The 23,921-nt window shown below is 65.7% G+C and carries 21 protein-coding genes; 7 read left to right on the forward strand and 14 right to left on the reverse strand.

All coding sequences use genetic code 11. The annotated features are described in order from the left end of the window. Window positions 1-193 precede the first annotated feature (193 nt). Window positions 194-1,444: an FUSC family protein gene (locus AWB72_RS18490; protein ID WP_084592882.1), complete on the forward strand. Its 1,251-nt coding sequence runs from the start codon at window positions 194-196 to the stop codon at window positions 1,442-1,444. A gap of 1 nt (window position 1,445) precedes the next feature. On the opposite strand, the gene zwf is transcribed toward AWB72_RS18490, so the two are convergent. The 6 genes from zwf to AWB72_RS18520 all read right to left on the reverse strand — a co-directional run bounded on the left by zwf (window position 1,446) and on the right by AWB72_RS18520 (window position 7,443). After that, window positions 1,446-2,921, reverse strand: coding sequence for a glucose-6-phosphate dehydrogenase (gene zwf, locus AWB72_RS18495; protein ID WP_040050606.1), 1,476 nt, complete (start codon window positions 2,919-2,921; stop codon window positions 1,446-1,448). 184 nt (window positions 2,922-3,105) lie between these two features. Continuing rightward, entirely contained in the window at window positions 3,106-4,005 is a 900-nt protein-coding gene (locus tag AWB72_RS18500) for a LysR family transcriptional regulator (protein ID WP_040050631.1), read from the reverse strand. 81 nt (window positions 4,006-4,086) lie between these two features. Next, window positions 4,087-6,135 carry a 2Fe-2S iron-sulfur cluster-binding protein gene (locus AWB72_RS18505; RefSeq protein ID WP_040050607.1) on the reverse strand — a complete coding sequence of 683 codons (2,049 nt, stop codon included), beginning with the start codon at window positions 6,133-6,135 and terminating at the stop codon, window positions 4,087-4,089. Window positions 6,136-6,158: 23 nt separating this feature from the next. Beyond that, window positions 6,159-6,779: a glutathione S-transferase family protein gene (locus AWB72_RS18510; protein ID WP_040050608.1), complete on the reverse strand. Its 621-nt coding sequence runs from the start codon at window positions 6,777-6,779 to the stop codon at window positions 6,159-6,161. A gap of 159 nt (window positions 6,780-6,938) precedes the next feature. Then, window positions 6,939-7,241 (reverse strand): hypothetical protein, encoded by a 303-nt coding sequence (locus AWB72_RS18515; RefSeq protein ID WP_040050609.1) that lies wholly within the window; start codon window positions 7,239-7,241, stop codon window positions 6,939-6,941. Between the two features lie 19 nt (window positions 7,242-7,260). Next, on the reverse strand, window positions 7,261-7,443 hold the full coding sequence (locus tag AWB72_RS18520; RefSeq protein ID WP_040050610.1) for a DUF1289 domain-containing protein: 183 nt from the start codon (window positions 7,441-7,443) through the stop codon (window positions 7,261-7,263). Window positions 7,444-7,603: 160 nt separating this feature from the next. Between AWB72_RS18520 and AWB72_RS18525 the strand changes: the two genes are divergently transcribed. Continuing rightward, the gene (locus AWB72_RS18525; protein WP_040050632.1) at window positions 7,604-9,607 is read left to right on the forward strand and encodes an AI-2E family transporter; all 2,004 of its coding nucleotides are present in this window, start codon (window positions 7,604-7,606) and stop codon (window positions 9,605-9,607) included. A 24-nt stretch (window positions 9,608-9,631) separates the two neighbouring features. Here the strand turns inward: AWB72_RS18525 and AWB72_RS18530 are convergent, their stop codons facing one another. The 4 genes from AWB72_RS18530 to AWB72_RS18545 form a co-directional block, all read right to left on the reverse strand. Then, complete coding sequence (locus AWB72_RS18530) at window positions 9,632-9,865, reverse strand: hypothetical protein (RefSeq protein ID WP_040050611.1); 234 nt, start codon at window positions 9,863-9,865, stop codon at window positions 9,632-9,634. Between the two features lie 56 nt (window positions 9,866-9,921). Next, the gene (locus AWB72_RS18535; RefSeq protein ID WP_087128433.1) at window positions 9,922-11,499 is read right to left on the reverse strand and encodes a methyl-accepting chemotaxis protein; all 1,578 of its coding nucleotides are present in this window, start codon (window positions 11,497-11,499) and stop codon (window positions 9,922-9,924) included. Window positions 11,500-11,638: 139 nt separating this feature from the next. Next, entirely contained in the window at window positions 11,639-12,430 is a 792-nt protein-coding gene (locus AWB72_RS18540; protein ID WP_040049581.1) for a 3-hydroxybutyrate dehydrogenase, read from the reverse strand. A gap of 24 nt (window positions 12,431-12,454) precedes the next feature. Beyond that, window positions 12,455-13,855 (reverse strand): GntP family permease, encoded by a 1,401-nt coding sequence (locus AWB72_RS18545; protein WP_040049582.1) that lies wholly within the window; start codon window positions 13,853-13,855, stop codon window positions 12,455-12,457. A gap of 263 nt (window positions 13,856-14,118) precedes the next feature. Here AWB72_RS18545 and AWB72_RS18550 point away from each other — a divergent pair, with 263 nt between their 5' ends. Next, window positions 14,119-15,564: a sigma-54 interaction domain-containing protein gene (locus tag AWB72_RS18550; RefSeq protein ID WP_040049583.1), complete on the forward strand. Its 1,446-nt coding sequence runs from the start codon at window positions 14,119-14,121 to the stop codon at window positions 15,562-15,564. A gap of 103 nt (window positions 15,565-15,667) precedes the next feature. Then, window positions 15,668-15,931, forward strand: a complete 264-nt coding sequence (locus AWB72_RS18555) for a hypothetical protein (RefSeq protein ID WP_084592768.1) — start codon at window positions 15,668-15,670, stop codon at window positions 15,929-15,931. Window positions 15,932-15,938: 7 nt separating this feature from the next. On the opposite strand, the gene AWB72_RS18560 is transcribed toward AWB72_RS18555, so the two are convergent. Next, complete coding sequence (locus tag AWB72_RS18560; RefSeq protein ID WP_040049584.1) at window positions 15,939-16,508, reverse strand: lipocalin family protein; 570 nt, start codon at window positions 16,506-16,508, stop codon at window positions 15,939-15,941. Window positions 16,509-16,901: 393 nt separating this feature from the next. Here AWB72_RS18560 and AWB72_RS18565 point away from each other — a divergent pair, with 393 nt between their 5' ends. Beyond that, the gene (locus AWB72_RS18565) at window positions 16,902-17,855 is read left to right on the forward strand and encodes an AEC family transporter (RefSeq protein ID WP_040049585.1); all 954 of its coding nucleotides are present in this window, start codon (window positions 16,902-16,904) and stop codon (window positions 17,853-17,855) included. A 93-nt stretch (window positions 17,856-17,948) separates the two neighbouring features. On the opposite strand, the gene AWB72_RS18570 is transcribed toward AWB72_RS18565, so the two are convergent. Beyond that, window positions 17,949-18,185 (reverse strand): DUF4148 domain-containing protein, encoded by a 237-nt coding sequence (locus AWB72_RS18570; RefSeq protein ID WP_040049586.1) that lies wholly within the window; start codon window positions 18,183-18,185, stop codon window positions 17,949-17,951. A gap of 287 nt (window positions 18,186-18,472) precedes the next feature. On the opposite strand from AWB72_RS18570, the gene AWB72_RS29190 reads away from it, so the two are divergent. Together AWB72_RS29190 and AWB72_RS18575 are read left to right on the forward strand one after the other, a co-directional pair. After that, a complete protein-coding gene (locus AWB72_RS29190; RefSeq protein WP_167550967.1) occupies window positions 18,473-18,610 on the forward strand; it encodes a hypothetical protein in 138 nt (45 codons plus the stop codon). Between the two features lie 308 nt (window positions 18,611-18,918). After that, entirely contained in the window at window positions 18,919-19,473 is a 555-nt protein-coding gene (locus AWB72_RS18575; RefSeq protein ID WP_040049587.1) for an NADPH-dependent FMN reductase, read from the forward strand. 56 nt (window positions 19,474-19,529) lie between these two features. Here the strand turns inward: AWB72_RS18575 and AWB72_RS18580 are convergent, their stop codons facing one another. Both AWB72_RS18580 and AWB72_RS18585 read right to left on the reverse strand, forming a co-directional pair. Continuing rightward, window positions 19,530-21,143, reverse strand: coding sequence for a hypothetical protein (locus tag AWB72_RS18580; protein WP_040049588.1), 1,614 nt, complete (start codon window positions 21,141-21,143; stop codon window positions 19,530-19,532). A 167-nt stretch (window positions 21,144-21,310) separates the two neighbouring features. Then, window positions 21,311-23,545: a hybrid sensor histidine kinase/response regulator family protein gene (locus tag AWB72_RS18585; RefSeq protein WP_040049589.1), complete on the reverse strand. Its 2,235-nt coding sequence runs from the start codon at window positions 23,543-23,545 to the stop codon at window positions 21,311-21,313. Between the last annotated feature and the right edge of the window lie 376 nt (window positions 23,546-23,921).

Genomic DNA, 23,921 nt, shown 5'->3' on the forward strand with positions numbered 1-23,921 from the left:
AGATGTCCTTTCGTCCCTTATTTCTTCAGTCCTTCGTGACGCGAATGCACAAGATAGCACTGGCATCCGCACGCTGCAGAACCAGCAATCATTCACGTTATTCGCGCTTTAACAACTGTTCCGATTCCTTTTTTTGCGTCCCCGCCGATACGCGGCTACGCTCAAGTCAGACGCAAAGACAATCGCACGAACGATGCCCAACGATCATCCCGCCAGCCGCGCGCACCGCAGCGACCGCCTCGACGCGTTCGGGCATATCGTGCGCGACGCGTTCGCATCGGTCGGGCGCGAGTTGATCGCAATCAGGCCGTCGTCGGCGCGCGCGCTCTTCGCCACGCAGGCGATGCTGTCCGTCGCGCTCGCCGTCGCACTCGCTCATGCGTTCCATCTCACGAACATCTGGTGGGCCGCGATCAGCGGCTTCGCGGTGATGCAGTCGAAGTTCTCCGCGTCCGCGCAGCGCGGCGTGCATCGCGTGCTCGGGACGGTCGCGGGCGCGTTGCTCGGCGCGACGGCCGGGCCGCTCATCGGCGACGCGCCGTGGCTCTTCGTGCCGCTGCTCGCGCTCATCGCGGGCGTGTCGGTGTATCGCGCGTTCGTGTCGGATGCGGGCTATGCGTGGGTGCTCGGCGCGGTGACCTCGCTCATGGTCACGTTCGAGGCGCATCGGCTCGCGTCCGCATCCGCGACGGCATCGTTCGCGTTGCTGCGCGTGGCCGAGGTGATCGTCGGGACGTTCGCGTGCGTCGCCGTCTCCGCGCTCTTTCATGCGAGCGTGCAGCACTACCGCAAGTCGCGCGGCGGCGCGCCGATGCATGATGCGCAGGCGGCATCGACGGCGGATCGCGTGGATAGCGCAAGCATCGAAACGGCGGTCGTTCCTGTCATGCCTGCCGTTGCTGTACAAGACACGCAAGCCGCAACGCACGCCATGCGCAAGCGCCTCGCATGGCACGCCGCGTGGTCCGTGGCGATACTCGCGTCGCTGGCGTATGCGTGGGATTTGCCCGGCTTTCCGCAAGCGATGGTCACGGCCATCGCCGTGCTGATCTTGCCCGCATCGGCGCTCGGTCAGCCGACGCGCAAGCCGATTGCCGCGCGCATGGTTCAGCGCTTCGTCGGCTGCCTGCTGGCGGGCGCGGCGAGCATGGCGCTGTTGCCGCTCATCGGCGATAACGCCATCGCGTGCATGCTCGCGCTCTGCGCGGGCGTGTGGATCGGCTGTCACGTGCAGACGGGCACGCAAGGCGCGAGCTACGTGGGACGGCAGTTCACCATCGCGTTCATCATGGTGTTCGTGCAGGACGCGCACTGGTCGTCCGATCCGATGCCCGCGCTCATGCGGCTCGCGGGCATCGTGGGCGGCATCGCGGTGCTGGCTGCGGTGATCGCGACGGGCGCCGCCATCGAAAAACGGCGCGCGATGCGACCGTCGATGCGCTAGATCACGCCTCTTCCGCCCAGGCCAGATTCTCGCGCGCCATCAGCGCCGACGAAGCCGCCGGACCGAACGTGCCCGCCGTATAACCGCGCGGCTTGTCGCCGAGTTCCTTCCAGCCGTTCAGAATCGGCTCGACCCACGCCCACGCCGCTTCGAGTTCGTCGCGGCGCATGAAGTGCGTGAGACGCCCGCGAATGACATCGATCAGAAGGCGCTCGTACGCTTCCGCGCGACGCTGGGTCATCGCCTGTTGCAAGTCCAGATTGAGGTTCACGGGCAGCATCTGCATGCCGCTGCCGGGTTCCTTCGCGAGCATCTGCAACTGGATGGACTCTTCCGGCTGCAACGTGATGATCAGACGGTTGCCGTAATTGCGCGGCCCGCTCGGAATGATGGAGAACGGCAGGTCCGCGAAGTCGATCACGATCTCAGACTTGCGCGTCTGCATGCGCTTGCCGGTGCGCAGGAAGAACGGCACGTTGGCCCATCGCCAGTTGTTGATATGCGCGCGCAACGCGACGAAGGTTTCCGCGCGGCTGTCGGCGGGCACGTTCTCTTCCTGCAAGTAGCCCTTGACCGGCTCGCCGCCGACCGCGCCCGCCGCGTACTGGCCGCGCACGGTGTCGCGGGCGATATCGGCGACGCTCATCGGGCGCAGCGACTTCAACACCTTCAGCTTTTCGTCGCGCACGGCGTCGGGATCGAGCGATACGGGCGGCTCCATCGCGACGATGCACAGCAGTTGCAGCAAGTGGTTCTGCACCATGTCGCGCAGCGCGCCGGTGTGGTCGTAGAAGCCCGCGCGGCTGCCGACGCCCACCGTTTCCGACACCGTGATCTGCACGCTCTTGATATACGGCGCCTGCCACAGCGGACCGAAAATGGCGTTGCCGAAGCGCAGCACCATCAGGTTCTGCACCGTTTCCTTGCCGAGATAATGGTCGATGCGATAAATCTGCTCTTCCTTGAAGCGCTTGCCGACCGCGTCGTTGATGGCACGCGCGGACGCCAGATCGTGACCGAGCGGCTTTTCGAGCACGACGCGCGCGTGATCGTCGACGATACCGGCAGCCGCCAGGTTGTCGCAGATGGTCGTGAAAAGCTCCGGCGACGTCGAGAGATAGAACACGCGCTGCGCGCCGTCACGCGATGCTTCCGCGAGGCGCTTGAAGTCCTCGGGGTTTTCCACATCCACGCGCACGTAGTCGAACAGCGCGAGGAATTTGTCCCACTGCTGGGCATCGAAAGCGTTCGCGTCGATGAACGGGCGCGACTGCTTTTCCATGAAGTTCTTCAGGTAATCTTCGCGCGTCCAGTCCTTGCGGCCGATGGCGAGAATGCGCGTATCGGCGGGCAGGTTGCAGTGCGTGTGCGCCATGTAGAGCGCGGGCAGCAGCTTGCGTGCGGCCAGGTCTCCGCCGCCGCCGAAGATGATCATGTCGAGCGGGCGTTCGTTCGTGGGAGAAGTCGGGTTCGTCATGGTGCGTTGAGCCGTTGGAGTTCGGAAGAGCCGTTGCATCGCGCCGGAAACGATGCCCGGCGCAACACGCGCAAGAGAGCTATGTTGCATGGTTTGCCGTCATTTTGCACGGCCCGCGCCCTAACGGCCGTTCGATTTCCTCAAAGATTCACGAAGCGATGCGCCCCGCGTCTGTTTAGCCCGATCAGCGCAACGATGCATCCGCGCGCAGCGTGGCGACCGCGAGATCGAGGAACGCGCGGACCTTTTGCGTCACGTGCCGTCCTTCGCGATGCACGAGATGAATCGGCAGCGGCGGCGGTTCGTATTCGGGCAGCACGATGACGAGCCGGCCGTCGCTCATATGCTGCGCGACCTGATACGACAGAAGCCGCGCGATGCCGAAGTCCGCGAGCGCGGCATCGATGGCGGAGTCGTTCGTCGTCGTCATGAAGCGTGGATGCGTGCGCACGAGAATCGGACGGTCGCCGTCGCGAAGCCGCCATTCGGGCGGCGTGGACGATCCCGTCGATGCGATGATTGTGTGCGCTTCGAGATCGTCGGGATGCGCGGGCGCGCCGTGCTTCGCGATATAACCGGGCGATGCGCACAGCACGCGCCGCACGTGCCCTACCGGAATCGCCTGCAACGACGAATCCGGCAATTGCGCGATCCGCACGGCCACGTCGATGCCTTCATCCACCAGATTCACCACGCGGTCGATGAACCAGCAGTTCGCATCGGCTTCGGGGTAGCGCGCGAGATAGTCGAGCACGATAGGCGTCACGTGCAGGCGGCCGAACATCGTCGGCGCGGTCAGCGAAAGCACGCCGCGCGGCGCCGCGTGCGTGCCGCGCGCGGAGAGTTCGGCGTTATCGACTTCGCCGAGAATGCGGCGGCAGTCTTCGAAGAAGCCACTGCCGGCATCCGTGAGACGCACGACGCGCGTGGTCCGCGTGAGCAGCCGCACGCCGAGCCGCTCTTCCAGCTCGGTGACGACGCGGCTCACGACCGAAGGCGATACATCCAGCTTGCGCGCGGCGGATGCGAAGCCGCCAGTTTCGACCACCGTGACGAAGGTCGACATTGCCTGAAAGCGGTCCATGTCGGATGCGAGAAGCGGGCGAATGAGTTGCCGTGCATTCTCGGGCATGCGAGCGCGGGTCGCAATCGCGAACCTATGCGTTTAGAGATCGAGTTCGAGCGCGCCGTTCGAGTCCGCGGACGGCATCGCGCAGCAGATCAGCGCTTCGTTCTCGCCGGCTTCGAACGCCGGTTGTTTGTCGTATGTCACCGCGCCTTTCACGATGCGCGTTCTGCATGTCCCGCACGTTCCGCCCCGACAGTTCGATTCGGCATCGATACCGCACGCTTCCGCGAGTTCGAGCAGGCTGCCGCTTTCGGGGCGCCACGCTGCATCGCGGCCCGACTTCGCGAAGCGCACCGCGACGGCTTGCGTGGCGGGTGGGCGCATCGGCTTGTCATCGGCATCGCGATTCAGCGACGCCGGGCCGAACGCTTCCGCGTGAATGCGCGCGTTGGCGACGTTCAGCGCGCGCAAGCCGTCGTAGAGCGACTGCATGAACGCGCCCGGACCGCACAGATAAAAGTCGTAGTCGTTGAACGGCAGGTGGCTCGTCAACAAGTCGATGTCGATGCGCCCCGACACGTCGTAATCGCGCTTCAATTGCGCGCCTTGCGTGTCGCTCAGCACGCGGATCACGTGGACCGCGCCGCCTGCGCTTTGCACGAGCGCGTCGATTTCGGCGGCGAACGCGCGATTCGCCAGCGTGCGCGCCGATGCGATCAGCCACGTCGGACGCACGCGCCGCGTGCGCAGCCCTTCGTAGACGATGTGCCGCAGCATGGCGAGCATCGGCGTGATGCCGACGCCCGCCGCGAGCAGCACGGCCGGGCGCGCTTCGAACGCATCGATCGTGAAGCTGCCCGCCGGCGCGCGCGCCTCGACGATGTCGCCCACGTTCAGCGTGTCGTGCAGATGCGCGGACACGCGTCCTTCGCGCTTCACGCTGATGCGCGCGACGCCATCGCCCGGCGCAACCGAGAGCGTGTACGTGCGCACGAGCGGCTTGGCCGCGCCCGGCAGCGTCACGCGCACCGGCAAGTGCTGGCCGGCGGCGTGCGGCACGATGCCCGCGCCATCGGCGGGATCGAGCCAGAAGGAGCGGATGACATCGCTTTCCTCGACGATCCTGCTCACGCGATACGGCCGCCACGCATCCGCGAGCGCCGCCGCCTTCATGCGCCGCGCCGCTTCGTTCCAGTCGCCTGTCATCAGCGAATTCGGCGACCAGCCTTCGTCGCGAAACGTCCAGCGCAGCGGCAGCGCGTCCTCGCGCAACACGATGCGGCGCGGCGTGAAGCGCCACAACCGCTCCGCGCCCTGGAACGCGGCGGTTTCGGGGGAATCGGTAAGCACGTGCGCGTCGCCGGTGAGTTGCAGCACGTCGCCGGTGGCGAAGTCCGCGAACACGAGGCCGGCCTTGCCGTTAACCGAAATGTTGCCGAGCGTGTTGAAGAACAGATTGCCCGCGAAGTCGGGAATGGTGAGCGCGCCGTCGTCGGCCACGCGCACGAATCCCGCCTTGCCGCCGCGATGCGACACATCCACCTGGCGATGCCCGTCCTCGCGGTCGAAGTACGACGCCACGAAGAACGTATCCGCGCGCTCGATCATCGACCGCATGCGCGGCGATTGCGCATCGAGCGCGATGGGCTTCGACGGCGCGGGCTCGTCGCGCACAAAGGCGAAGTCGCGCAGCTGAATGTATTGCGGGCAATTGCCGAAGCTCTGCTCGACGCTCACATCGAACGCGTTTTCATCGCCCGCGCGATGAATCACGCCGTTCACGCGATTGCGGCGGCGCGTATGCAATTCGATGCCGAGCATGCCGACCGATGCGCCATCGCGCAGGCCGGCATCGGCGGGATCGAACGGATCGCGCGTGTGATCGACGGAAAGCGTCGTGGCATCCGGCGTGTGCAGGAAGCCGGGGCGGCCGGTCAGGAACGTCGCCCACGCGTCGCCGTGTTCATCGACCGTACCGGCAACGACGAACGGCAACTGCGCAAAGAACTGCCGATGCTGCTCCGGCATGTAATCGCGCACGACGCGCTGACCGAGCGCGCGCATGCGGTCGTAAGCGCCCGCGGCCTTTTGCAGCGCGATTTCGCCGCGATGCCAGGGCGTCGCCGTGGAAGACGGTGCAGACATGATCGTGGCCTCCCGGCGCGGATTCAGGCGGCCAGTCCGGCGGCCGTCTTCTGGAACGGCACGAAACCGGGCAACGCCTCGATGCGCCGCAGCCACGCGTTCACGTTGCGATAGCCGGACAGATCGACATTGCCTTCCGGCGCGCTCGCGATGTAGCTGTAGAGCGCGATATCCGCGATCGTCGGATGCGCGCTGCCGGTATCCGCAATCCACTCGCGGCTTTGCAATTCCGCGTCGATGACCTTGAGCACGGCATGCGCGCGGGCGATCACTTCGTCTGCATCGAACTTGCTGCCGAACACGGTAATGAGCCGCGCCGCCGCCGGTCCGAACGCGATCTGCCCCGCCGCGACCGAGAGCCAGCGCTGCACGGCGGCGGCGCCATCGGGCGTCTCGGGCAGCCATTGCGTCGCGCCGGCCCGCTTCGCGAGATAGACGAGGATCGCGTTGGAATCGGCGATGACGCGATCGCCATCGATGAGCACCGGCACCTGGCCGAAGCGGTTGATGCGCAGGAATTCCGGCGACTTGTGCGCGCCGGCGGCGAGATCGACCTGTTCTTCGTCGTGCGCGATGTTCAGTAGATGCAGGAAGAGGCGGGCGCGATGCGAATGACCGGAAAGCGGATGGTGATAGAGCTTCATGGCAATTCCCGAGTGGTCGGCCGGGAGACGTCCCGGCCCGATGGAAAGCAGTATCGGTTCTTGCCGTTTCGAGGTGAATATCAGCGAAATTCAAATGACTATTCTCGTTTCGAGAACAGTGGGAGCGCAGCAAGGCACAGCCGAGCGGCGGCGTTCTGCCTACTCCGCGCGCGTCGGAACGTTCACCTTGCTGCCCGCCAGCGGCGACCCATAACCGCCGCTGTTCGCGTTGTTCGGCAGGCCGTTGGACAACTGCGCGCGCGGATCGGTGGGATTGAGGTTGAGTTCGCCGGCTTGCGCGTTGCCGTGCGTCGGATACTCGCTGCCGAGCGGCGCGTTCGGCATGATGCGCGTGCTGTTGTTCGGCGCGTGCATGTCCGTCTCGGGACTCGGATGCAGTTGCGCGTGTACGGGCAATGCGACCGTCAGCAAGACGCCGCAGACATGAACCAGTGACCGCATGATCGCCTCCTTTGAAGCGCTACTTCTTGTGCTTCTTGAGCTTCGCTTTGCGCTCGGCTCGTTCATCGATGATACACACGCGATGCTTGTCCTTCATCTTCTTCCACTTCTTGCATTCGTCCTTGGTGCGCAGGCAGCCGATGCAGAACCCGGTCTTGTCATCGAATTTGCAGATGTTGATGCAGGGTGAATCGACGGCCATGTGTTTCGTACCTCGGCTTTGAACGAAGGATAGGCAATGTCCCATGCCGACGCGCAAGCATCCAACGGATTGTTTCGATGGCAGCGATAGCGCTCCCGAAAATGCTCACCGGCACATGCCTTGCTTAAATCGTCGACTCACCCCGACGAGCGCAATGTCCATGCCCCAGCTTCCCGGTCCGCGCCGGCCACCCACGAAAGTCCTGCCGCCCGATGCGCCGGGCCTGCGCGCGCTTGCGTCACTGGTGACGGGCGTTGTCGTCATCTGCGCGCTGTACTTCGGGCGCGCGGTGATGATCCCCATCATCCTCGCCATCCTGCTGAGTTTTCTGCTCGCGCCGTTCGTCGATTTTCTGCGACGCCTGCGCTTCGGGCAGGTGCCGTCGGTGATCGTGGCGGTGGTCATCGCGCTCTCGGTGCTGACGGCAGTGGGCGCGCTGATCGGCGCGCAGGTGGCACAGCTTGCAAGCGATCTGCCGAAGTATCAGGTGGCCGTCGAGCGCAAGGTCGACAACATCCAGCGCATGACCGTGGGCCGCGCCGACGCCTTCCTCGGGCGCGCATCGCGTGCGCTGAAGCGGATTTCGCCCGCGCGCGAGCAGGAGCCGCGCTCCGACGAGAACAATCCGGCTGCATCGCCGATCGATCAGCCGATGCCCGTCGAAGTCCACGAGCCGACGCCCACGCCGCTCGAACTCGCACAACGCTTCCTGTCGCCGGTGATCAGCCCGCTGGAGACGACGGGCATCGTGCTCGTGGTCGCGGTGTTCATCCTCTTGCAGCGCGAGGATTTGCGCGACCGGCTGATCCGCCTGTTCGGCTCACGCGACCTGCACCGCGCGACCACCGCGATGGACGAGGCCGCGCGCCGCCTCTCGCGCTATTTCCTGGCGCAACTCGGCATCAACGTGGGCGTGGGGACGGTGATCGCGATCGGACTCGCGATCATCGGCGTGCCCGGCGCGCTGCTCTTCGGCGTGATGACGACGCTGCTGCGCTTCGTGCCCTATGTCGGCACGTGGATCGCGGCGATCCTCGCCGTGGTGTTCGCGGCGGCGGTCGGCCCCGGATGGACGATGCTGATCTGGACCATCGTGCTCTACGGCGTCACCGATATCGCGGCCGGGCAGATCGTCGAGCCGCTGCTGTACGGGCATAGCACGGGGCTTTCGCCGTTCGCAGTGATCGTCGCGGCGATTTTCTGGAGCTGGATCTGGGGGCCGATCGGCCTCGTGCTCTCGACGCCGCTCACGCTGTGTCTCGTGATTCTCGGGCGGCATGTGGATCGCCTGGAATTTCTCGACGTGCTATTCGGCGACCGACCCGCGCTCACACCTGCCGAGAACTTCTATCAGCGGCTCCTGGCGAACGATCCGGACGAGGCGCTCGTGCAGGCGGAATCGCTTCTGAAGGAGCGCTCGCTGATCGCTTATTACGATGAAGTCGCGCTCGAAGGCTTGCGCCTCGCGCACAACGACGTGCAGCGCGGCGTGGTGACGAACGACCAGTTGAAGCGCATCAAGGAGTCGGCGCTGGACGTCATCGAGGGACTGGAGGACACGGAGGATATCGCGCCGGCCGTGTTGCGCAAGGAAGAGCCGCCCGCGAGCCCGATGTCCTCGGACGATGTGGCGAAGATCGCGTCCGAGACGCCGCCCGAGCGCTTCGATGCGCAATCGGAAGGGCATACGGCGTCGGTGCTGTGCATCGCGGGGAGAAGCGCGCTGGACGATCTCGCCGCGACCATCGCCGTGCAGCTTTTCCGCAAGCACGGACTGGGCGCGGATCTCGCGGGCTACGAGCGATTCTCGCGCGGGCGCTTCGGCGAAGTGGATCTGTCCGGCGTGACGATCATCTGCGTGGTGTCGTTCGATGCCGCCGAGTCGCCGCCGTATCTGCGCAATCTGCTGCGCCGGCTGCATCAGCGTGCGCCGTCGGCGGAACTGATCGTGGGGCTCGTGTTCGCGGAAAGTCCGCTGCAGGGCGAAGTGCTCGTGCGCACGAGTTCGGCGGCGGTGTCGTTCAAGGAACTGGTCGATGCGTCCGTGGCCGCCGCGCGTCGTCAGTCCACCGATGGCGTCGCGTGGGCCAGCCCCGACCTGCCGCCCGCCGATGCCGCGCAGAGCGACTTGCGCGCGGATGTCGCGGCGCTGCGCAACGCCTGACAGCGTCGAAGCCGCGAGGCGCGGTCAGCGATTTCCGTCGAAGAGATCGTTGAGCATGGTGTCGAACGCGGCCTGGGCGTCTTCCAGTTCCTGCAGCGCCGCGTCGAAAGTCTGCAGCGCCATTTGCGACGGGCGGCCGTCGCCTTCCGGCGGAAACTGCTTTTGCAAACCGAGAAACGCGGTTTGCACCTGCTTCGTCGCGTTCACGATCCGTTCCATCGCTCGCGCTTCTTCCACGCGGTTGTTCTCAGCGGTCATCGGGGCACTCCTCGTTGGCAATGCTCCGATAGTACCAAGCGACGCGCCGTTGCAGGCTACGCCGTCGTCCGCTCGCGCGCCGGCGCGACCGTGAAGAGCCGCACCGCTTCGTCCAGCACCACGGCACGCTCGGCCAGGCGCGTGGCCGTCGCCGCCGCCTGCTCGACGAGCGCGGCGTTTTGCTGCGTGGAGTCATCGAGATGGGCGACGGCCTGATTCACCTGCGCGATGCCGTCGGCCTGTTCGCCGCTCGCCTTCGCCACTTCCATGATGATCGTCGATACGCGGTTGACCGCTTCGTCGATCGCGCGCATCTGGCTCGTCGTGCGCGACACGAGGCTCGTGCCTTCCGCGATCTCAGCGACGCTCGTCGCCACCACGTTCTCGATTTCCTTCGCCGATGCCGCGCAGCGCTGCGCGAGGCCGCGCACTTCGGTTGCGACGACCGCGAACGAGCGGCCCGCCTCGCCCGCGCGCGCGGCTTCCACGGCGGCGTTCAGCGCGAGGATGTTGGTCTGGAACGCGATGCCGTCGATCACGTCGGTGATGTCCGCGATACGCCGCGACGCCGCCGTGATGCGCTCCATCGTCTGCTCGACCTGGCTCGCGATGCGCCCGCCGTCGTCGGCTGCGGCTTGCGCTTCCTTCACGAGTTCGAGCGCGCGCACGGTGGCGTCGGCGTTGCCTTGCACGGTCGTGGTGAGCTGGTCCATCGTCGCGGCCGTCTGTTCGAGCGATGCCGCCTGCAATTCGGTGCGGCGCGACAGGTCCGTGTTGCCGCTGGAGATTTCGCGCGCGGCGTCGAGCATGCCGCCGATCTGGCCGCGCACGTCGAACACGATTGCAGCGAGATTCGCCTTCAACTGGCCGAGCGCGCGCTGGACTTCGCCGAGATCGTCGTGACGCGCGACCGGAATGTCGGCGGTCAGATCGCCTGCGGCCATGCGCGCGGCGAAGCCGGACATCGTGCGCACGGGGGTATCGAGCTGACGCGAGAGCGCGAGCCATCCCGCGATGCTCACCGCCGCGCCCGCGCCGAACGCGATCCAGAACGGCAGCGGCGGCGCGCCGCGCCAGGCGGCCACCGCCGCGACCAGCGTGGCGGCGGGCACGGCGGCGAAACCCGTCGCGACGCGCGCGCTCACCGGCATGCGCGCGATCGCCGCGATCTTGCCCGCGATGCCGCGCCGCACGAGCGCGCCGCGCACGAGCCGATGCGGCGAATTCCCGGCGCGCATCGCCGCGTAGAGCGCTTCGGCTTCGTCGATTTCGGCGCGGCTCGGCTTCACGCGCACGCTCAGATAACCGACCGCCTTGCCGTGCTCCATCACCGGCGTGACGTTCGCGCGCACCCAGTAGTGATCGCCGTTCTTGCGCCGATTCTTGACGAGCGCGGTCCATGCACGGCCGGAGCGCACCGTCGACCAGAGATCGGCGAACGCATCGCGCGGCATGTCCGGATGGCGGATGATGTTGTGCGGCTGGCCGATGAGTTCGTCGCGCGAAAAGCCCGACACGGAGACGAAGGCCGGGTTGCAGTACTGGATGTTGCCGGAGAGATCGGTCGCGGAGACGAGCATCTCCGAGGCGGGGTAGTCGAATTCCTGCTGGGTGACGGGCTGGTTGTCGCGCATGATGTCCTTGTGCGTTCGATTCGCGCGCGCCGCCGGACGACGGGCGGCGCGCTTTGCATTACAAGGACATAACGGCAGATGGCCCTACAGTCTTTAGGGGAATGCGGCGGAATGACTCACGCCGCAACCGCCGGCGCGCTTACTGCGCGCTCCAGCCTCCATCGATCTGCAGCGCCGAACCGCGCATCTCGCTCGCGGCATCGGAACAGAGGAACACGGTCATATCGCCGATTTGCTGCGGCGTCACGAACTGCGCCGACGGCTGTTTCTCGCCGAGCAGCTTCGCGCGCGCGGCATCGGCCGAAAGCGATTCCCGCGCGGCGAGATCGTCGATCTGCTTTTGCACGAGCGGCGTCAGCACGAAGCCGGGGCAAATCGCGTTGACCGTCACGCCGGTGCGCGCGTTTTCCAGCGCGGCCACTTTGGTGAGGCCGAGAATGCCGTGCTTCGCCGCGACATACGCCGACTTGCCCGCCGATCCCACCAGCCCATGCACCGACGCGATGTTGATCACGCGGCCCCAGTTGCGCGCGCGCATCGCGGGCAGGGCGACGCGCATCGTGTGGAATGCCGAAGTCAGATTGATCGCGATGATCGCGTCCCAGCGATCGACCGGGAACTCGTCGATGGTCGCGACGTGCTGAATGCCCGCGTTGTTCACGAGCACGTCGAGCGCGCCGAAGGTCTCGTTCGCGAACGCGATCATCGCTTCGATCTCGTCGGGCTTCGTCATGTCGGCGGGATGGTGCACGGCCTTCGCGCCGGTCGCCTCGATCTGCGCGAGCGCGCCGGCCACGTCGCCGAAGCCGTTCAGCACGAGATTCGCGCCCGCGTTCGCGAGCGCCGTGGCGATGCCTAAGCCGATGCCGCTCGTCGAGCCGGTCACGAGCGCCGTCTTGCCGGCGAGCGTTTTCGATGCGGTTTGAGTCATGAGCGCCTTCCTCTTGTTTAGTTATCAGACGATGCCGGTCGCGTAGTACACGCCGATCACGAAGAACACGGCGAGCGTCTTGATGACCGTCACGGCGAAGATGTCGCGATACGACTCGCGGTGCGTCAGGCCCGTCACCGCGAGCAGCGTGATGACCGCGCCGTTGTGCGGCAGCGTGTCCATGCCGCCGGACGCCATCGCGACCACGCGGTGCAGCACTTCCAGCGGAATATGCGCCGCTTCCGCGCCCTTGACGAAGACATCCGACATCGCCGCGAGCGCGATGCTCATGCCGCCCGACGCCGACCCCGTGATGCCCGCCAGCGAACTCACGGAAATTGCCGCGTTGACGAGCGGATTCGGAATGCTCTTGAGCGCATCGGATACGACCAGGAAGCCCGGCAACGCCGCGATCACGCCGCCGAAGCCGTATTCCGACGCGGTGTTCATCGCCGCGAGCAGCGCGCCCGCGACCGCCGCGCGCGTGCCCGGCGCGAAACGCTCCTTCACGCGCGAAAACGCGGTCAGCAACACGAGCAGGATGCCGAGCAGCAGCGCGCCTTCGACGGCCCAGATCGCGATGACCGGCTTGATCGCCGTCACAACCGGCGTGTGGACGCCCGGCAGCGCTTCGGGCGCGACGGTGTAGCTCGCGCCGTACCACGTCGGAATCCAGCGCGTGAGCGCGAAGTTCGCGACGCCGACGAGCACGAGCGGTGCGATCGCGAGCAGCGGGCTCGGCAGATTCGTCGACTGGACGCGCTCCGGCTCGTTCACGAGCGACGTGCCGTAGCCTTCGCCCTTGGCCATCGCGGAGCGGCGTCGCCATTCGAGGAACGACAGACCGACCACGATGATGAACGCCGAGCCGATCACGCCCAGCCACGGCGCGGCCCAGCCGGTCGTCTTGAAGAACGTCGTCGGGATGATGTTTTGAATCTGCGGCGTGCCGGGCAGCGAATCCATCGTGAACGAGAACGCGCCGAGCGCGATCGCGCCGGGCATCAGCCGCTTCGGAATATTGCTCTGGCGATACATTTCCGCCGCGAACGGATACACCGCGAACACGACGACGAACAGCGACACGCCGCCATAGGTGAGCAGCGCGCACACCGCGACGATCACCGCATTCACGCGCGACTTGCCGATGTAGCGGATCGCCGCCGCGACGATCGACTCGGAGAAGCCCGACAGTTCGATTACCTTGCCGAAGACCGCGCCGAGCAGGAAGACGGGGAAGTAGAGCTTCACGAAGCCGACCATCTTCTCCATGAAGATGCCCGTGAACACCGGTGCGACGGCGGCGGGATCGGTCAGGAGGACGGCCGCGAGGGCGGCGATCGGCGCGAAGAGGATGACGCTGTATCCGCGATAGGCGGCCAGCATCAGGAACGCCAGGGCGGCGAGCACGATGAGGAACGACATTGAGTCTCCAAATGGTTGTTTTTTGCACTGATTCCGCGTCGCCTCTTGTGAAGGCGCAGTCGGCGGGCGGCTGAATGCAGCTTCCGTGCCAACGGCCGTGAGGCCCAGCGGGCGGGCATCGGTGGCGGAATTATGCGTCTCGGGATAGCGAAAGTCTATGAATCGAGACAACGATTCGCACCTGGTCTTGTCGTCGCAGGCTTTTTCTTGTCTCGATATTGAGATAGGCTGTCGCCACTATGAGAAAAACGGAGACGGCGCTTATGCGCAACGACTGGATCAACGTGCCCGCGGATTACGGCGACGTGCTGCGCCGCGCGATGGAATCGCTCTTCAAGACCTTCGAGAATTCGAGCGAAGGCACGTTCATCGTCGATGCGGACGCTCGCGTCGTCTGGATCAACAAGCGTTATGCGGCGCGCTTCGGCTTCTCCGATCCGAACGACGCCATCGGTCTCGACTGCGAAGCCGTGATCCCGAACAGCCTGATGCGCGAAGTCGTCGCGACTGGCAAGCCGATTCTGCTCGACGTGCTCGAAACGGATCGCGAGCCGCTCGTCGTCACGCGCCTGCCGCTGAAGGACGATCAGGGCGTGACCGTCGGCGCGATCGGCTTTGCGCTCTTCGACGAGATGAAGGCGCTCACGCCGCTTTTTGCGCACTACTCGCGCGTGCAGCAGGAATTGATCGCGACGCGGCAGTCGCTCGCGCAGGCGCGGCGCGCGAAGTACACGTTCGCGAGTTTCGTCGGCACGAGTCCGGCGAGCCTCGAAGTGAAGCGGCAGGCGCGGCGTGCGGCGCTCGTCGATTCGCCCGTGCTGCTGCTCGGCGAGACGGGCACCGGCAAGGAACTGCTCGCGCATGCGATCCACGGTGCATCGACGCGCGCGGCCAAGCCGCTCGTCACCGTGAACGTCGCGGCGATTCCGGACACACTGCTCGAAGTCGAATTCTTCGGCGCGGCGCCGGGCGCGTACACGGGCGCGGAACGCAAAGGGCGCGTCGGCAAGTTCGAGCTGGCGGACGGCGGCACGCTTTTCCTCGACGAAATCGGCGACATGCCGCTGCCTTTGCAGGGCAAGCTCCTGCGCGTGCTGCAGGACAAGGAGTTCGAGCCGCTCGGGTCGAATCGCATCGTGCGCGCGGATGTGCGGATCATCGCGGCGACGTCGGCGGATCTGCCGGCGCTCGTGGCGGCGGGGCGCTTTCGCGCGGACCTGTTCTATCGGCTCAACGTGCTGACGATTCACGCGCCGCCGTTGCGCGAACGTCTCGGCGATATCGAAGCGCTCGCCTATGCGATTCTCGAAGAGCTGTCCGGCGAAGCGCGTACCGGCCACATCAGCCAGTTCGTGCTGCACGACGACGCGCTGCGCCTGCTCATGTCCTGCGCGTGGCCCGGGAACGTGCGCGAGCTGCGCAACACGCTCGAACGCGCGCTGATGCTGTCGGAGCGCGAGCATATCGATGCGCGCGCGCTCGCGCCGTTCATCGATTCGAAGCCCGCGACGCTGCCGGCGCTCGCCGCCCCGGCCGATGCAAGCGCGCCGTCCATGCCCTACGCCGAAGCAATGAACGACTTCGAGCGGCGCTTTCTTACCGATGCGTTGCGCGCGAGCGGCGGACGCGTCGCGGATGCGGCGCAGCGCATCGGCATCGGGCGCGCGACGCTGTACAAGAAGATCGCGGCGCTGGGAATCGCCGTGTGACATCGGCCGCGATGGCGCGATCGAATCGACGCGAACGCTGCGCGTGGCATACTCGCGAAATCCATCGGAATCAAAAATAACGACCTGAAACAAGGGGTGCGGGATGAAGCTCGGCAAAGCAACTGGCCTATTCGTGATGCTCGCGGCGGGCGCGTCAGGCGCCTTGGCGCTTGGCGGATGCAGCAGCGCGCCGCCGCTTTTTTCCGCCGATGGCCGGCCCACGCAGCTCGTCACCTGCCCTGCGTATGGCGGCTGGAGACTGTGCGCCGACAACGCGAAAGTCGCATGCCCGAGCGGCTACGACGCGCTCGAGCAATCGAGCGAGAACAATCAGAACGCGCTGCTGTTTGCGTGCAAGGCGAACTGAACGCGCTTCAGCCGTGCTGCGTTTCGCGCAGCATCGTGACGTCGTAGCCGAGCGCACTCGCGCGAGCGAGCAGCGTGCGCCGCAGTTCCGCCGATGGGCGCGCCTCGCGCGTCAGAATCCATAGATAGCGCCCCGACGGTTCGCCGACGATGGACCACGTGTAGTCGTCGGCGTGATCGAGAATCCAGTAGTCACCGACATAGAACGGCCCGAAGAACGACACTTTCAGCTTCGTGCCGTTGGAGCCTGCGACGACCTTCGCGCGTCCCTCTGCCGCGCGATACGGCCCGGACAGGCTGCCCTGGCGGCACGCGTTGATGACGGAGATAAGCCCGTCCTCGCGACGCGCGTAGTTCGCGGTGGCCGCTTCGCAATTGCGTTCGAAGCGATTCTCGTAGCGCGCGAATTCGAACCAGTGGCCGAGATAGCGATCGAGATCCACGGCCTTCGACGGTTTCGGCACGTGGTCGTTGCCGCGCTGCTTCGCGCTCTGCGAGGCATACGCCGCCAGCGCGCCGATGCCCCCGAGCAGGACGAGCGCCGTCGCGCCGTAGGTCCAAGGTCTTTTCAATTTCATCGATGTTCGCGTGTTGTTTGCGTCCGTTGGGACGGCTTGGGGAGCAAGTGGCGTTCCGCGCCTCCCGAAAGTTCTCACCTTTGGCCGCGCCGTGCTCCATGCATCGACAAACTGCGCCTTTCAGACGGCTCCCGTATCGTCTCACCGCAAAACGACTTGGGCATGCTTGACGTTGCGTCATCACGTGAATCGCGAGCGTGGCGCAATCGCGCGCCGGATGGACGAAACGTTATGCATCAACCACTTGCAATCGCTTCTTAATGTTTCGCGATGCAGATGAGTGAGGCGGCATCGCCATCACACGCTCACCGTCGCGCGGCTCCCGAAAGCTCTCACCTTGGCGATCGCCGGTATCCTTGCGCTCTTCTCCTTTCGCGTCCCGCAAACGCTCACATGTCATCGCCGGTTTCAGCGCTTCTCGCTCCGCTCTTCTCCATCATCCTGCCGGTCTTCGGTCTCATCTTCGCCGGCTATGCGTGCCGCAAGCTCGACAAGCTCGGGCCGGCGGCGGCATCGGAGCTGAATCGCTTCGTCGTGTATCTCGCGCTGCCCGCGCTGCTTTTCGACACGATGGCCAAAACGCCGCTCGCCATGCTCGATCAGCCCGCGTTCATCGCGGTCTTCGGCATCGGCTCGGCGGCGGTTTTCGCGATGACGCTCGGCGTGCGGCGCATGCAGTCGCGTTCGCTCGCCGACGCCAGCATCGACGGGCTCAACGCGGCCTATCCGAATACCGGCTTCGTCGGCTTGCCGCTGTGTCTGCTCGCGTTCGGCAAGGAAGGGCTCGCGCCCGCCGTCATCGCGACGATTCTGACCGTGTGCGTGCTCTTCGGCGTCGCGATCGTGCTGATCGAACTCGGCTTGCAGACGGAGAAGCATATCGGCGCGACGTTGTGGCGCGTCGCGAAGTCGCTCGGCAAGAATCCGCTGCTCGTCGCGCCGGTCGCGGGTGCGCTGTTCAACGCGTCCGGATTGACGGTGCCGCAGGGCGGCGAGACGCTCATCAAACTGCTCGGCGGCGCGGCGAGTCCGTGCGCGCTCGTGGCGCTCGGGCTTTTTCTCGGCGCGAAAGGCGAGGCGCACGATGCCCGCACGACCGGCGTGCTCGTCGCGTTGAAGCTGATCGCGCAGCCGCTCTTGACGTGGTGGCTCGCGGTTCACGTCTTCCCGTTGCCGGCGCTCTGGGCGAAAACCGCGGTGATCCTGAGCGCGCTGCCGACGGGCACCGGGCCGTTCATGCTCGCGGAGTTTTATCGGCGCGACGGAAGCGTGACGTCGAGCACCATTCTCTTTTCGACCGTGCTTTCGCTCATCACGGTGACGCTTTGTCTGGCCGTGATGCTCTGAATCGCGCAAAAAAACCCGGCGCGCATGACGCCGGGCAAAACCACCTTCTATCCGACGGTGGTGGAGGGGCCGTTCGACTGCCTCGTTCGATGCTTACTGAGCCGCGCGATCACGCGCATCGGCACGCAACTCGGCATGCCGTTGCTGATACGGACGCAACTGCGGATAGCTCAACTGATTGATGGGGTCGAGATCGCCGGCGCGGCGCGCAGTCGCGAGTTCTGCCTTCACTTCCGCGCGCGACTTCGCGCCGTACGTCGATTGAGCGAAAGCAGGCGCAGCCGCGAGAAGCGCCGATACGACGATGCCAATGGTGAGCGAGCGATTCATGGTGGACTCCTTGTGTGCCTTACGTCCGGTTGACGCTTGGCAACGAGTCTAGGGTGAATCCCGTCCGGCAGAAACGCCGGTTGCGCCAACACATTGTTGTTCGGTTTGGAGGAATGGGGCGCCGCTTTGCTTGGCGCCATTGCTTGGCGCTTTCTGCGGCGTGAACCGATTATTACGTCGACAACAAAGATAACTTCAGGTTTCAGTGCTTTTTATGCGGACGCTCCATAGCTAAAGTTCGCTCACCGATCGGCAATGATCGTCGAACGAACCTCAGGAGGTGTCACATGAAGCGCATTCTTTCCATTCTCATCGCATCCGTCGCCCTTTTTGCCGCTGCCGGCGCAGCGCAAGCGGCAGAGTCGCAGCAGCCGTCGAGCTGCCAGGGCCCGGCATCGCAATGCAACGTGTTTTTCGGGCAGTAAAAACAGGCCGTTTTCGTGCCGCGTTCGGGGAACAGTCGGCAGCTTTGTTTCGCTAATGAATCGAAAACTGAACGGCGCCGGCGCTTTCCCCGACTTATCCACAGATTCTGTGGATAAACTTGGGGATAGCTGGCCGCAAACCGAGTATTCACGCGGCACGAACTGGACTGCGCGATTCATCACAAAAATAGGTGCAATCGCTCAAATCCGCGTCGGGTCACGCGCTTTCATCGTTACGAATATGATGTCTCCTCGCGCCCGGAAGAGCGGGCAGCGGGTCACTCACTTTCATCGACGGAGAACAGCTCATGGCCTACAAGATCGCGGTGGTGGTAGGAAGCCTGCGGCAGGGTTCGTTCAACAAGCAGCTCGCGCACGCGCTCGAAACGCTCGCGCCGGAAGACTTCACGTTCGAGCACATCGATATCGGCGGCCTGCCGCTCTACAGCCAGGACTACGACAGCGATTTCCCGGAGTCCGCGCGCACCCTCAAGCAGAAAGTCTCGGAAGCCGACGGCCTGCTCTTCGTCACGCCCGAATACAACCGCTCGATTCCCGGCGTGCTCAAGAACGCGCTCGACTGGGGTTCGCGCCCGTGGGGACAAAGCGCGTGGGGCGGCAAGCCCGGCGCGGTGATCGGCACGTCGGTGGGGGCGATCGGCACGGCCATCGCGCAATCGCATCTGCGGGGCGTGTGCGCGTATCTCGACATCGCGCTGCTCGGCCAGCCGGAGATGTACATCAAGCACGACGAGAGCCGTATCGACGCGAGCGGGAATATCGTCAGCGAAGACACGCGCAAGTACCTGCAAAACTTCATGGACAAGTACGTCGCGTGGGTGCGCAACTACGCCGCCGCGTGACCCAATGAAAACGGCCCGCGAGAGCGGGCCGTGTCGTCGATGAACGGGGAGTCAGATCAAATGTGATGATGCCCCGTCACGCGATCCCATCCATGACGGATCGCCGCCTTGAAGCGCTCCCACGTATCGCCTTCGGGATGCCGCGTCTCCCACTCGCGGCGCATTTCATACTCCATCTGATCGTCCCATGCGCGGCTGCGGAAACGGTCGTCGTTGCCGAGCGTCGCGCCGTACCGATACGCGCCCTGATAGTCCTCGTACGGCTCGCCGGTCGCGGCATATCGAGCGTCGTAATCCGCGCGGAAGTCCTCCTCGTACTCCATGTACTCGTTCGGCGTCGTGCGCGGGCCGAGCGGAACGGCCGCCTGCGATGCCGCCGACGTGCCGATCGGATCGCCCGACGCGCCCATCGCCGGCATCGACTGCGATTGCGATTGCGACGGATTCTGCATGTTCATCTGCTGCGGCTTCGCGGGTTCGTCGAGCGTGCTGAGCGGCTCGATGGACTCGATCGGCCGCCAGTCCGTGTGCGGATCGACGCGCACGCCCGAACCCACGCCGGTCTCCGCGCCGGGAGCCAGCGGATCGGGCGTGCCGGTCAGCGGATCGGTGCGGGAGAGCGGATCCTTGCTCGCGCTCCCGAGCGTGTCGCGCCGGCTCGCGCCTTCCAGCTCGTTCGACATGCCGCCGACCTCCGCGCCCGAAGCCAGCGGATCGGCGGGCGTCCCGGTGAGCGGATCGTTGCGGCCGAGCGTATTGCCGGCGTCGACGGAATCGCGGACGGCGAGCGGGTCGGCAGGCGTGCCGCCGAGCGGGTCCATGCCCGTCGTGGCGAGCGGATCACGGCCCGTGACCGGGTCGCGGCCCGCCAGCGGATCGGTCGCCGTGCCGGTGGCGCGCTTCGTTTCGACCTGCTCGTACTGCACGCTCGATGGCTCGGCCGTATCGCGCTGCGGGCGCGTGTGCGGCATCAGCGGATCGTCGGCGGGATCGCTCACGTAATCGCGCGATGTCACCGTCGCGGGATCGGTGCGCGCGGGCGTTTCGACACGCGGCGCGCCGACAGGATCGACGAGCGGATCGGACATCGATCCGGAAAGCGGCGCCACGGCCGGATCGCCGACATCCGAGCGCGGATACGCCCGCGCGCGCGGCCACGTGTCGCGCGGCTCGTTCACCGGCGCCTTGCCCGGCACGCCGCTGCCGCGTCCGAGGCCGAGTTCATCGAGAATCGAATGATCGCGGTCGTCGCTCGCGGCAGGCGTCGCCGCGCCGTGCGATAGCGTCGACCAGCTCGCCGCGCGTTCGTCGATGTCGATGGCCCCGCGATCCGACAGCGTCGCGCGGGCGATTTCGGCTTGTTCCTCGCTCGCGGTATCGACGGCGACGAGCACCGCGCCGCGCCGCACGGCTTCCGAATAATGCGCGACTTCGGGCGGCTGATCGCGTCCGCCGAATAGCATGCTGAAGAAGCGCTCGATGTTCGCGAGCACGCCCGGCTCCGCGTGCGTTTCCGCGTCGGGCGCGGCGGACGGCACGGCGGCGTCGTCGCGTTTCGGGTTCGCCTGCAACTCGATGTCGGTACGCGCGAAGCCCGCGCTCATCAGCGCCGCGCGCGCATCCTCGGCTTCGGCGTAGGTATCGAATACTCCAATGACGGTGTGTCGCATGGTCGCCTCCTCTCGCTTGAGCGGATTTCCTAAGTCGGCACCGCTCGATTGCCGCACGTGCGTATGCAACACGCAACCGGCGTGCCGGGTGGCAGGCGCTTGACGAACGGAGCGGCGCGGAACGTGCGCCGGCGGCGCTTTTACAAAAGCGCGATGCAAAACTGCGATCAGCGGTCGACCGGGCGCGCCGTCTGTCCTTCGCGGATGCCGCGCAAGAGCGAATCGAGCAGCGCGATGTCGAACGGTTTCGACAGCACGCGCGCATCGACCTGTCGCGCGCGATCGAGTTCTTCCGCGTAGCCGGTGACGAGAATCACCGGGACGCGCGGCTCGAACCGCTCCATGCGTTCGGCGAGATCGATGCCGTTCAGATGTCCCGGCATGTGGATGTCGGACAGGATCACATCGAACGGAGGAACCGGCGACGCGGCTTCGAGCATCGACATCGCGGTATCGGCGTTGAAGACGTAGGTGACGTGGTGGCCCATCATCGTCAGCAGCGCTTCGGTGCCGGCCGCGACTTCCTCGTTGTCTTCCACGAGCAGCACGCGCAAGCCGTCCGCTTCAGGCGGGCTCGCCGCGGCCTGGTCGGCGTCGCTGTCCGGCGCGCCCGTCGCACTCGCGCGCGGCAGATAGAGCCGCACGGAAGTGCCCGCGCCGATCGCGCTGTCGATGGTCGCGAGCCCGCCCGCGCGCTCGCAAAACGCGAAGACCTGCGGCAGGCCGAGGCCCGTGCCCATGCCTTTGGGCTTCGTCGTGAAAAGCGGCTCGAACGCGCGCCCGAGCACGTCCGAATTCATGCCGACGCCGGTATCTTCGAGCGTGATCTGCACGAAGTCGCCGGTCAGCGGAAAACCATCTTCATGACGAAAGCGCACGTTGTCCGCACGGACGGTGAACGTGCCGCCGCTCGGCATCGCGTCGCGCGCATTCACCGCGACGTTGATGAGCGCAAGCTCGAATTCAGCCGGATCGACGCGGATCGTGCCGACGTCCGCCGCCACTTCGACGTTCAGCGCGACCTTCGCGCCCAGCGACGCCCGCAGGAGTTCGCGCGCGGCCGACACCCACGGACCGAACGCAATGACTTCGCTTCGCAACGGCTGCTTGCGCGCGACGCCGAGCAACTGGCGCGTCAGCGACTGGCCGCTCTTGAGCGCGCGTTCCATCGCGGAAAGTTCGCGGTCGAGGCCGAGCGGGCCGCGCCGCCTCGCGATCTGCACGTTGGTCGAGACGATCATCAGCAGATTATTGAAGTCGTGCGCCACGCTGCCGACGAGATTGCCGAGCGCTTCCATCTTGCGCGCCTGGCGGTACGCGGATTCGATGGAGCGCCGCATCGACGCTTCCGCCTGCCAGCGCTCCCACGCTTCCTCTTCGATGGCGAGCCGCCGCAGCGACTGGCCGATCACGCCCCACAGCACGATGCACGGCGCGAGGATCGACAGCGCCAGCACGCTCAGGTGCCTATACCACTCGTCCCAGATCGTCGAAATAGGGTAGCCGCTCGACACATAGACCGGATACGCGCCCACGCGCCGGAACGCGACGATCTTCAACTGGTTGTCGAGGCCGGACAGCATCTTCACGACGCCGCTGCGCGCGCCCGACCGATAGGCGGCGCGCAACGGCGAATCGGGTGCGAGCGACATGCGCGTCACGGGCCGCTCGGGATACCACGCGAGCACTTCGCCGTCCGCGCGGGCGAGGCCGAGCGAGATCGTCGGGTTGTCGCCGAGCAATTCGCGATAGAACGCGTTGAAGTACGCCGGCCGCAGCGCGATCGACACCATGCCGGTGAAGCGGCCGTCCGTGGCACGGCGCGCGACCGCCGTGTTGAACACGCGCTCTTTCGCGACGCTGCCCATCATCACGCGCGAAATCTGCTCGAGATCCTTGGTGTTTTTGAGGCCGATGAAATCGTCGCGATCGCCGACGGAAATGTCCGGCGTCGGCCAGGCGCGGCTCGTCGCGAGCAGCTGGCCGTCCGGTCCGAACACGGATGCCGCCGCGACTTGCGGATACGCGCCGATCATCTCCGCGATGCGCTCGTGGAGGATGACGTCCTGCCGGTGAATCGCGTTGGGATCGAGGTCGCCGAGCAGATCGACGATGCGCTCGTTGAGCGTCACGTTCAGATCGAAGACCTTGAGCGCGTGCTCTTCGGCCACGCGCGCGTCGCGGGCGACGGTATCGGACGCGGCGGCTTCGCGGGCGTGAAAGTCGGAGATCGCGGTCACGGCGACGTACACGCACGGAAGCACGACGGCCGCGATCAGCAACGCGTACAGCGTCAGGCGTTGGGCGGCGAAGTTTCTTTCGGGAACGACGGGAAAAGGCGGCTCTTCCGGCCTGTGCTCGGAGGTGAGTCCGGCGTCGTGTTCCTCACGTTGCAGCGTCATCTTTGGCAGCGAAGTGGAAAACTTTACTCATGCGGCGCTCGGGCTGCCCGTGCCGACAAGGCCGGGCGACGATGCGTCGGGGTAAAGGTCTGCCGCAAGCACGAAACATACCGAGTGTCGATTGCGCGGCGCGCAGCCGGCGAAAGAACGCGCGTGCGGGCGGGAGAGTTAGCGAGATTATCGGAAGCGCAAACGTACACAAAAGGACGAAACGCGCAGCCGATGATTGTTTGAGTGTGATTCGATTGCTGTTTAGCATGAATGTGAGCGGTTCTATCCTTGTTTTGCGTTCTGACGAGTTGCTTGCGCATCTTCTTAGGCCGACAATGGAATCCTCTGATTTATACGCCCTAAGAGCGTCCATCGGGATAAAACA

It is taken from the genome of Caballeronia concitans (assembly GCF_001544615.1).
Classification (GTDB): Bacteria; Pseudomonadota; Gammaproteobacteria; order Burkholderiales; family Burkholderiaceae; genus Caballeronia; species Caballeronia concitans.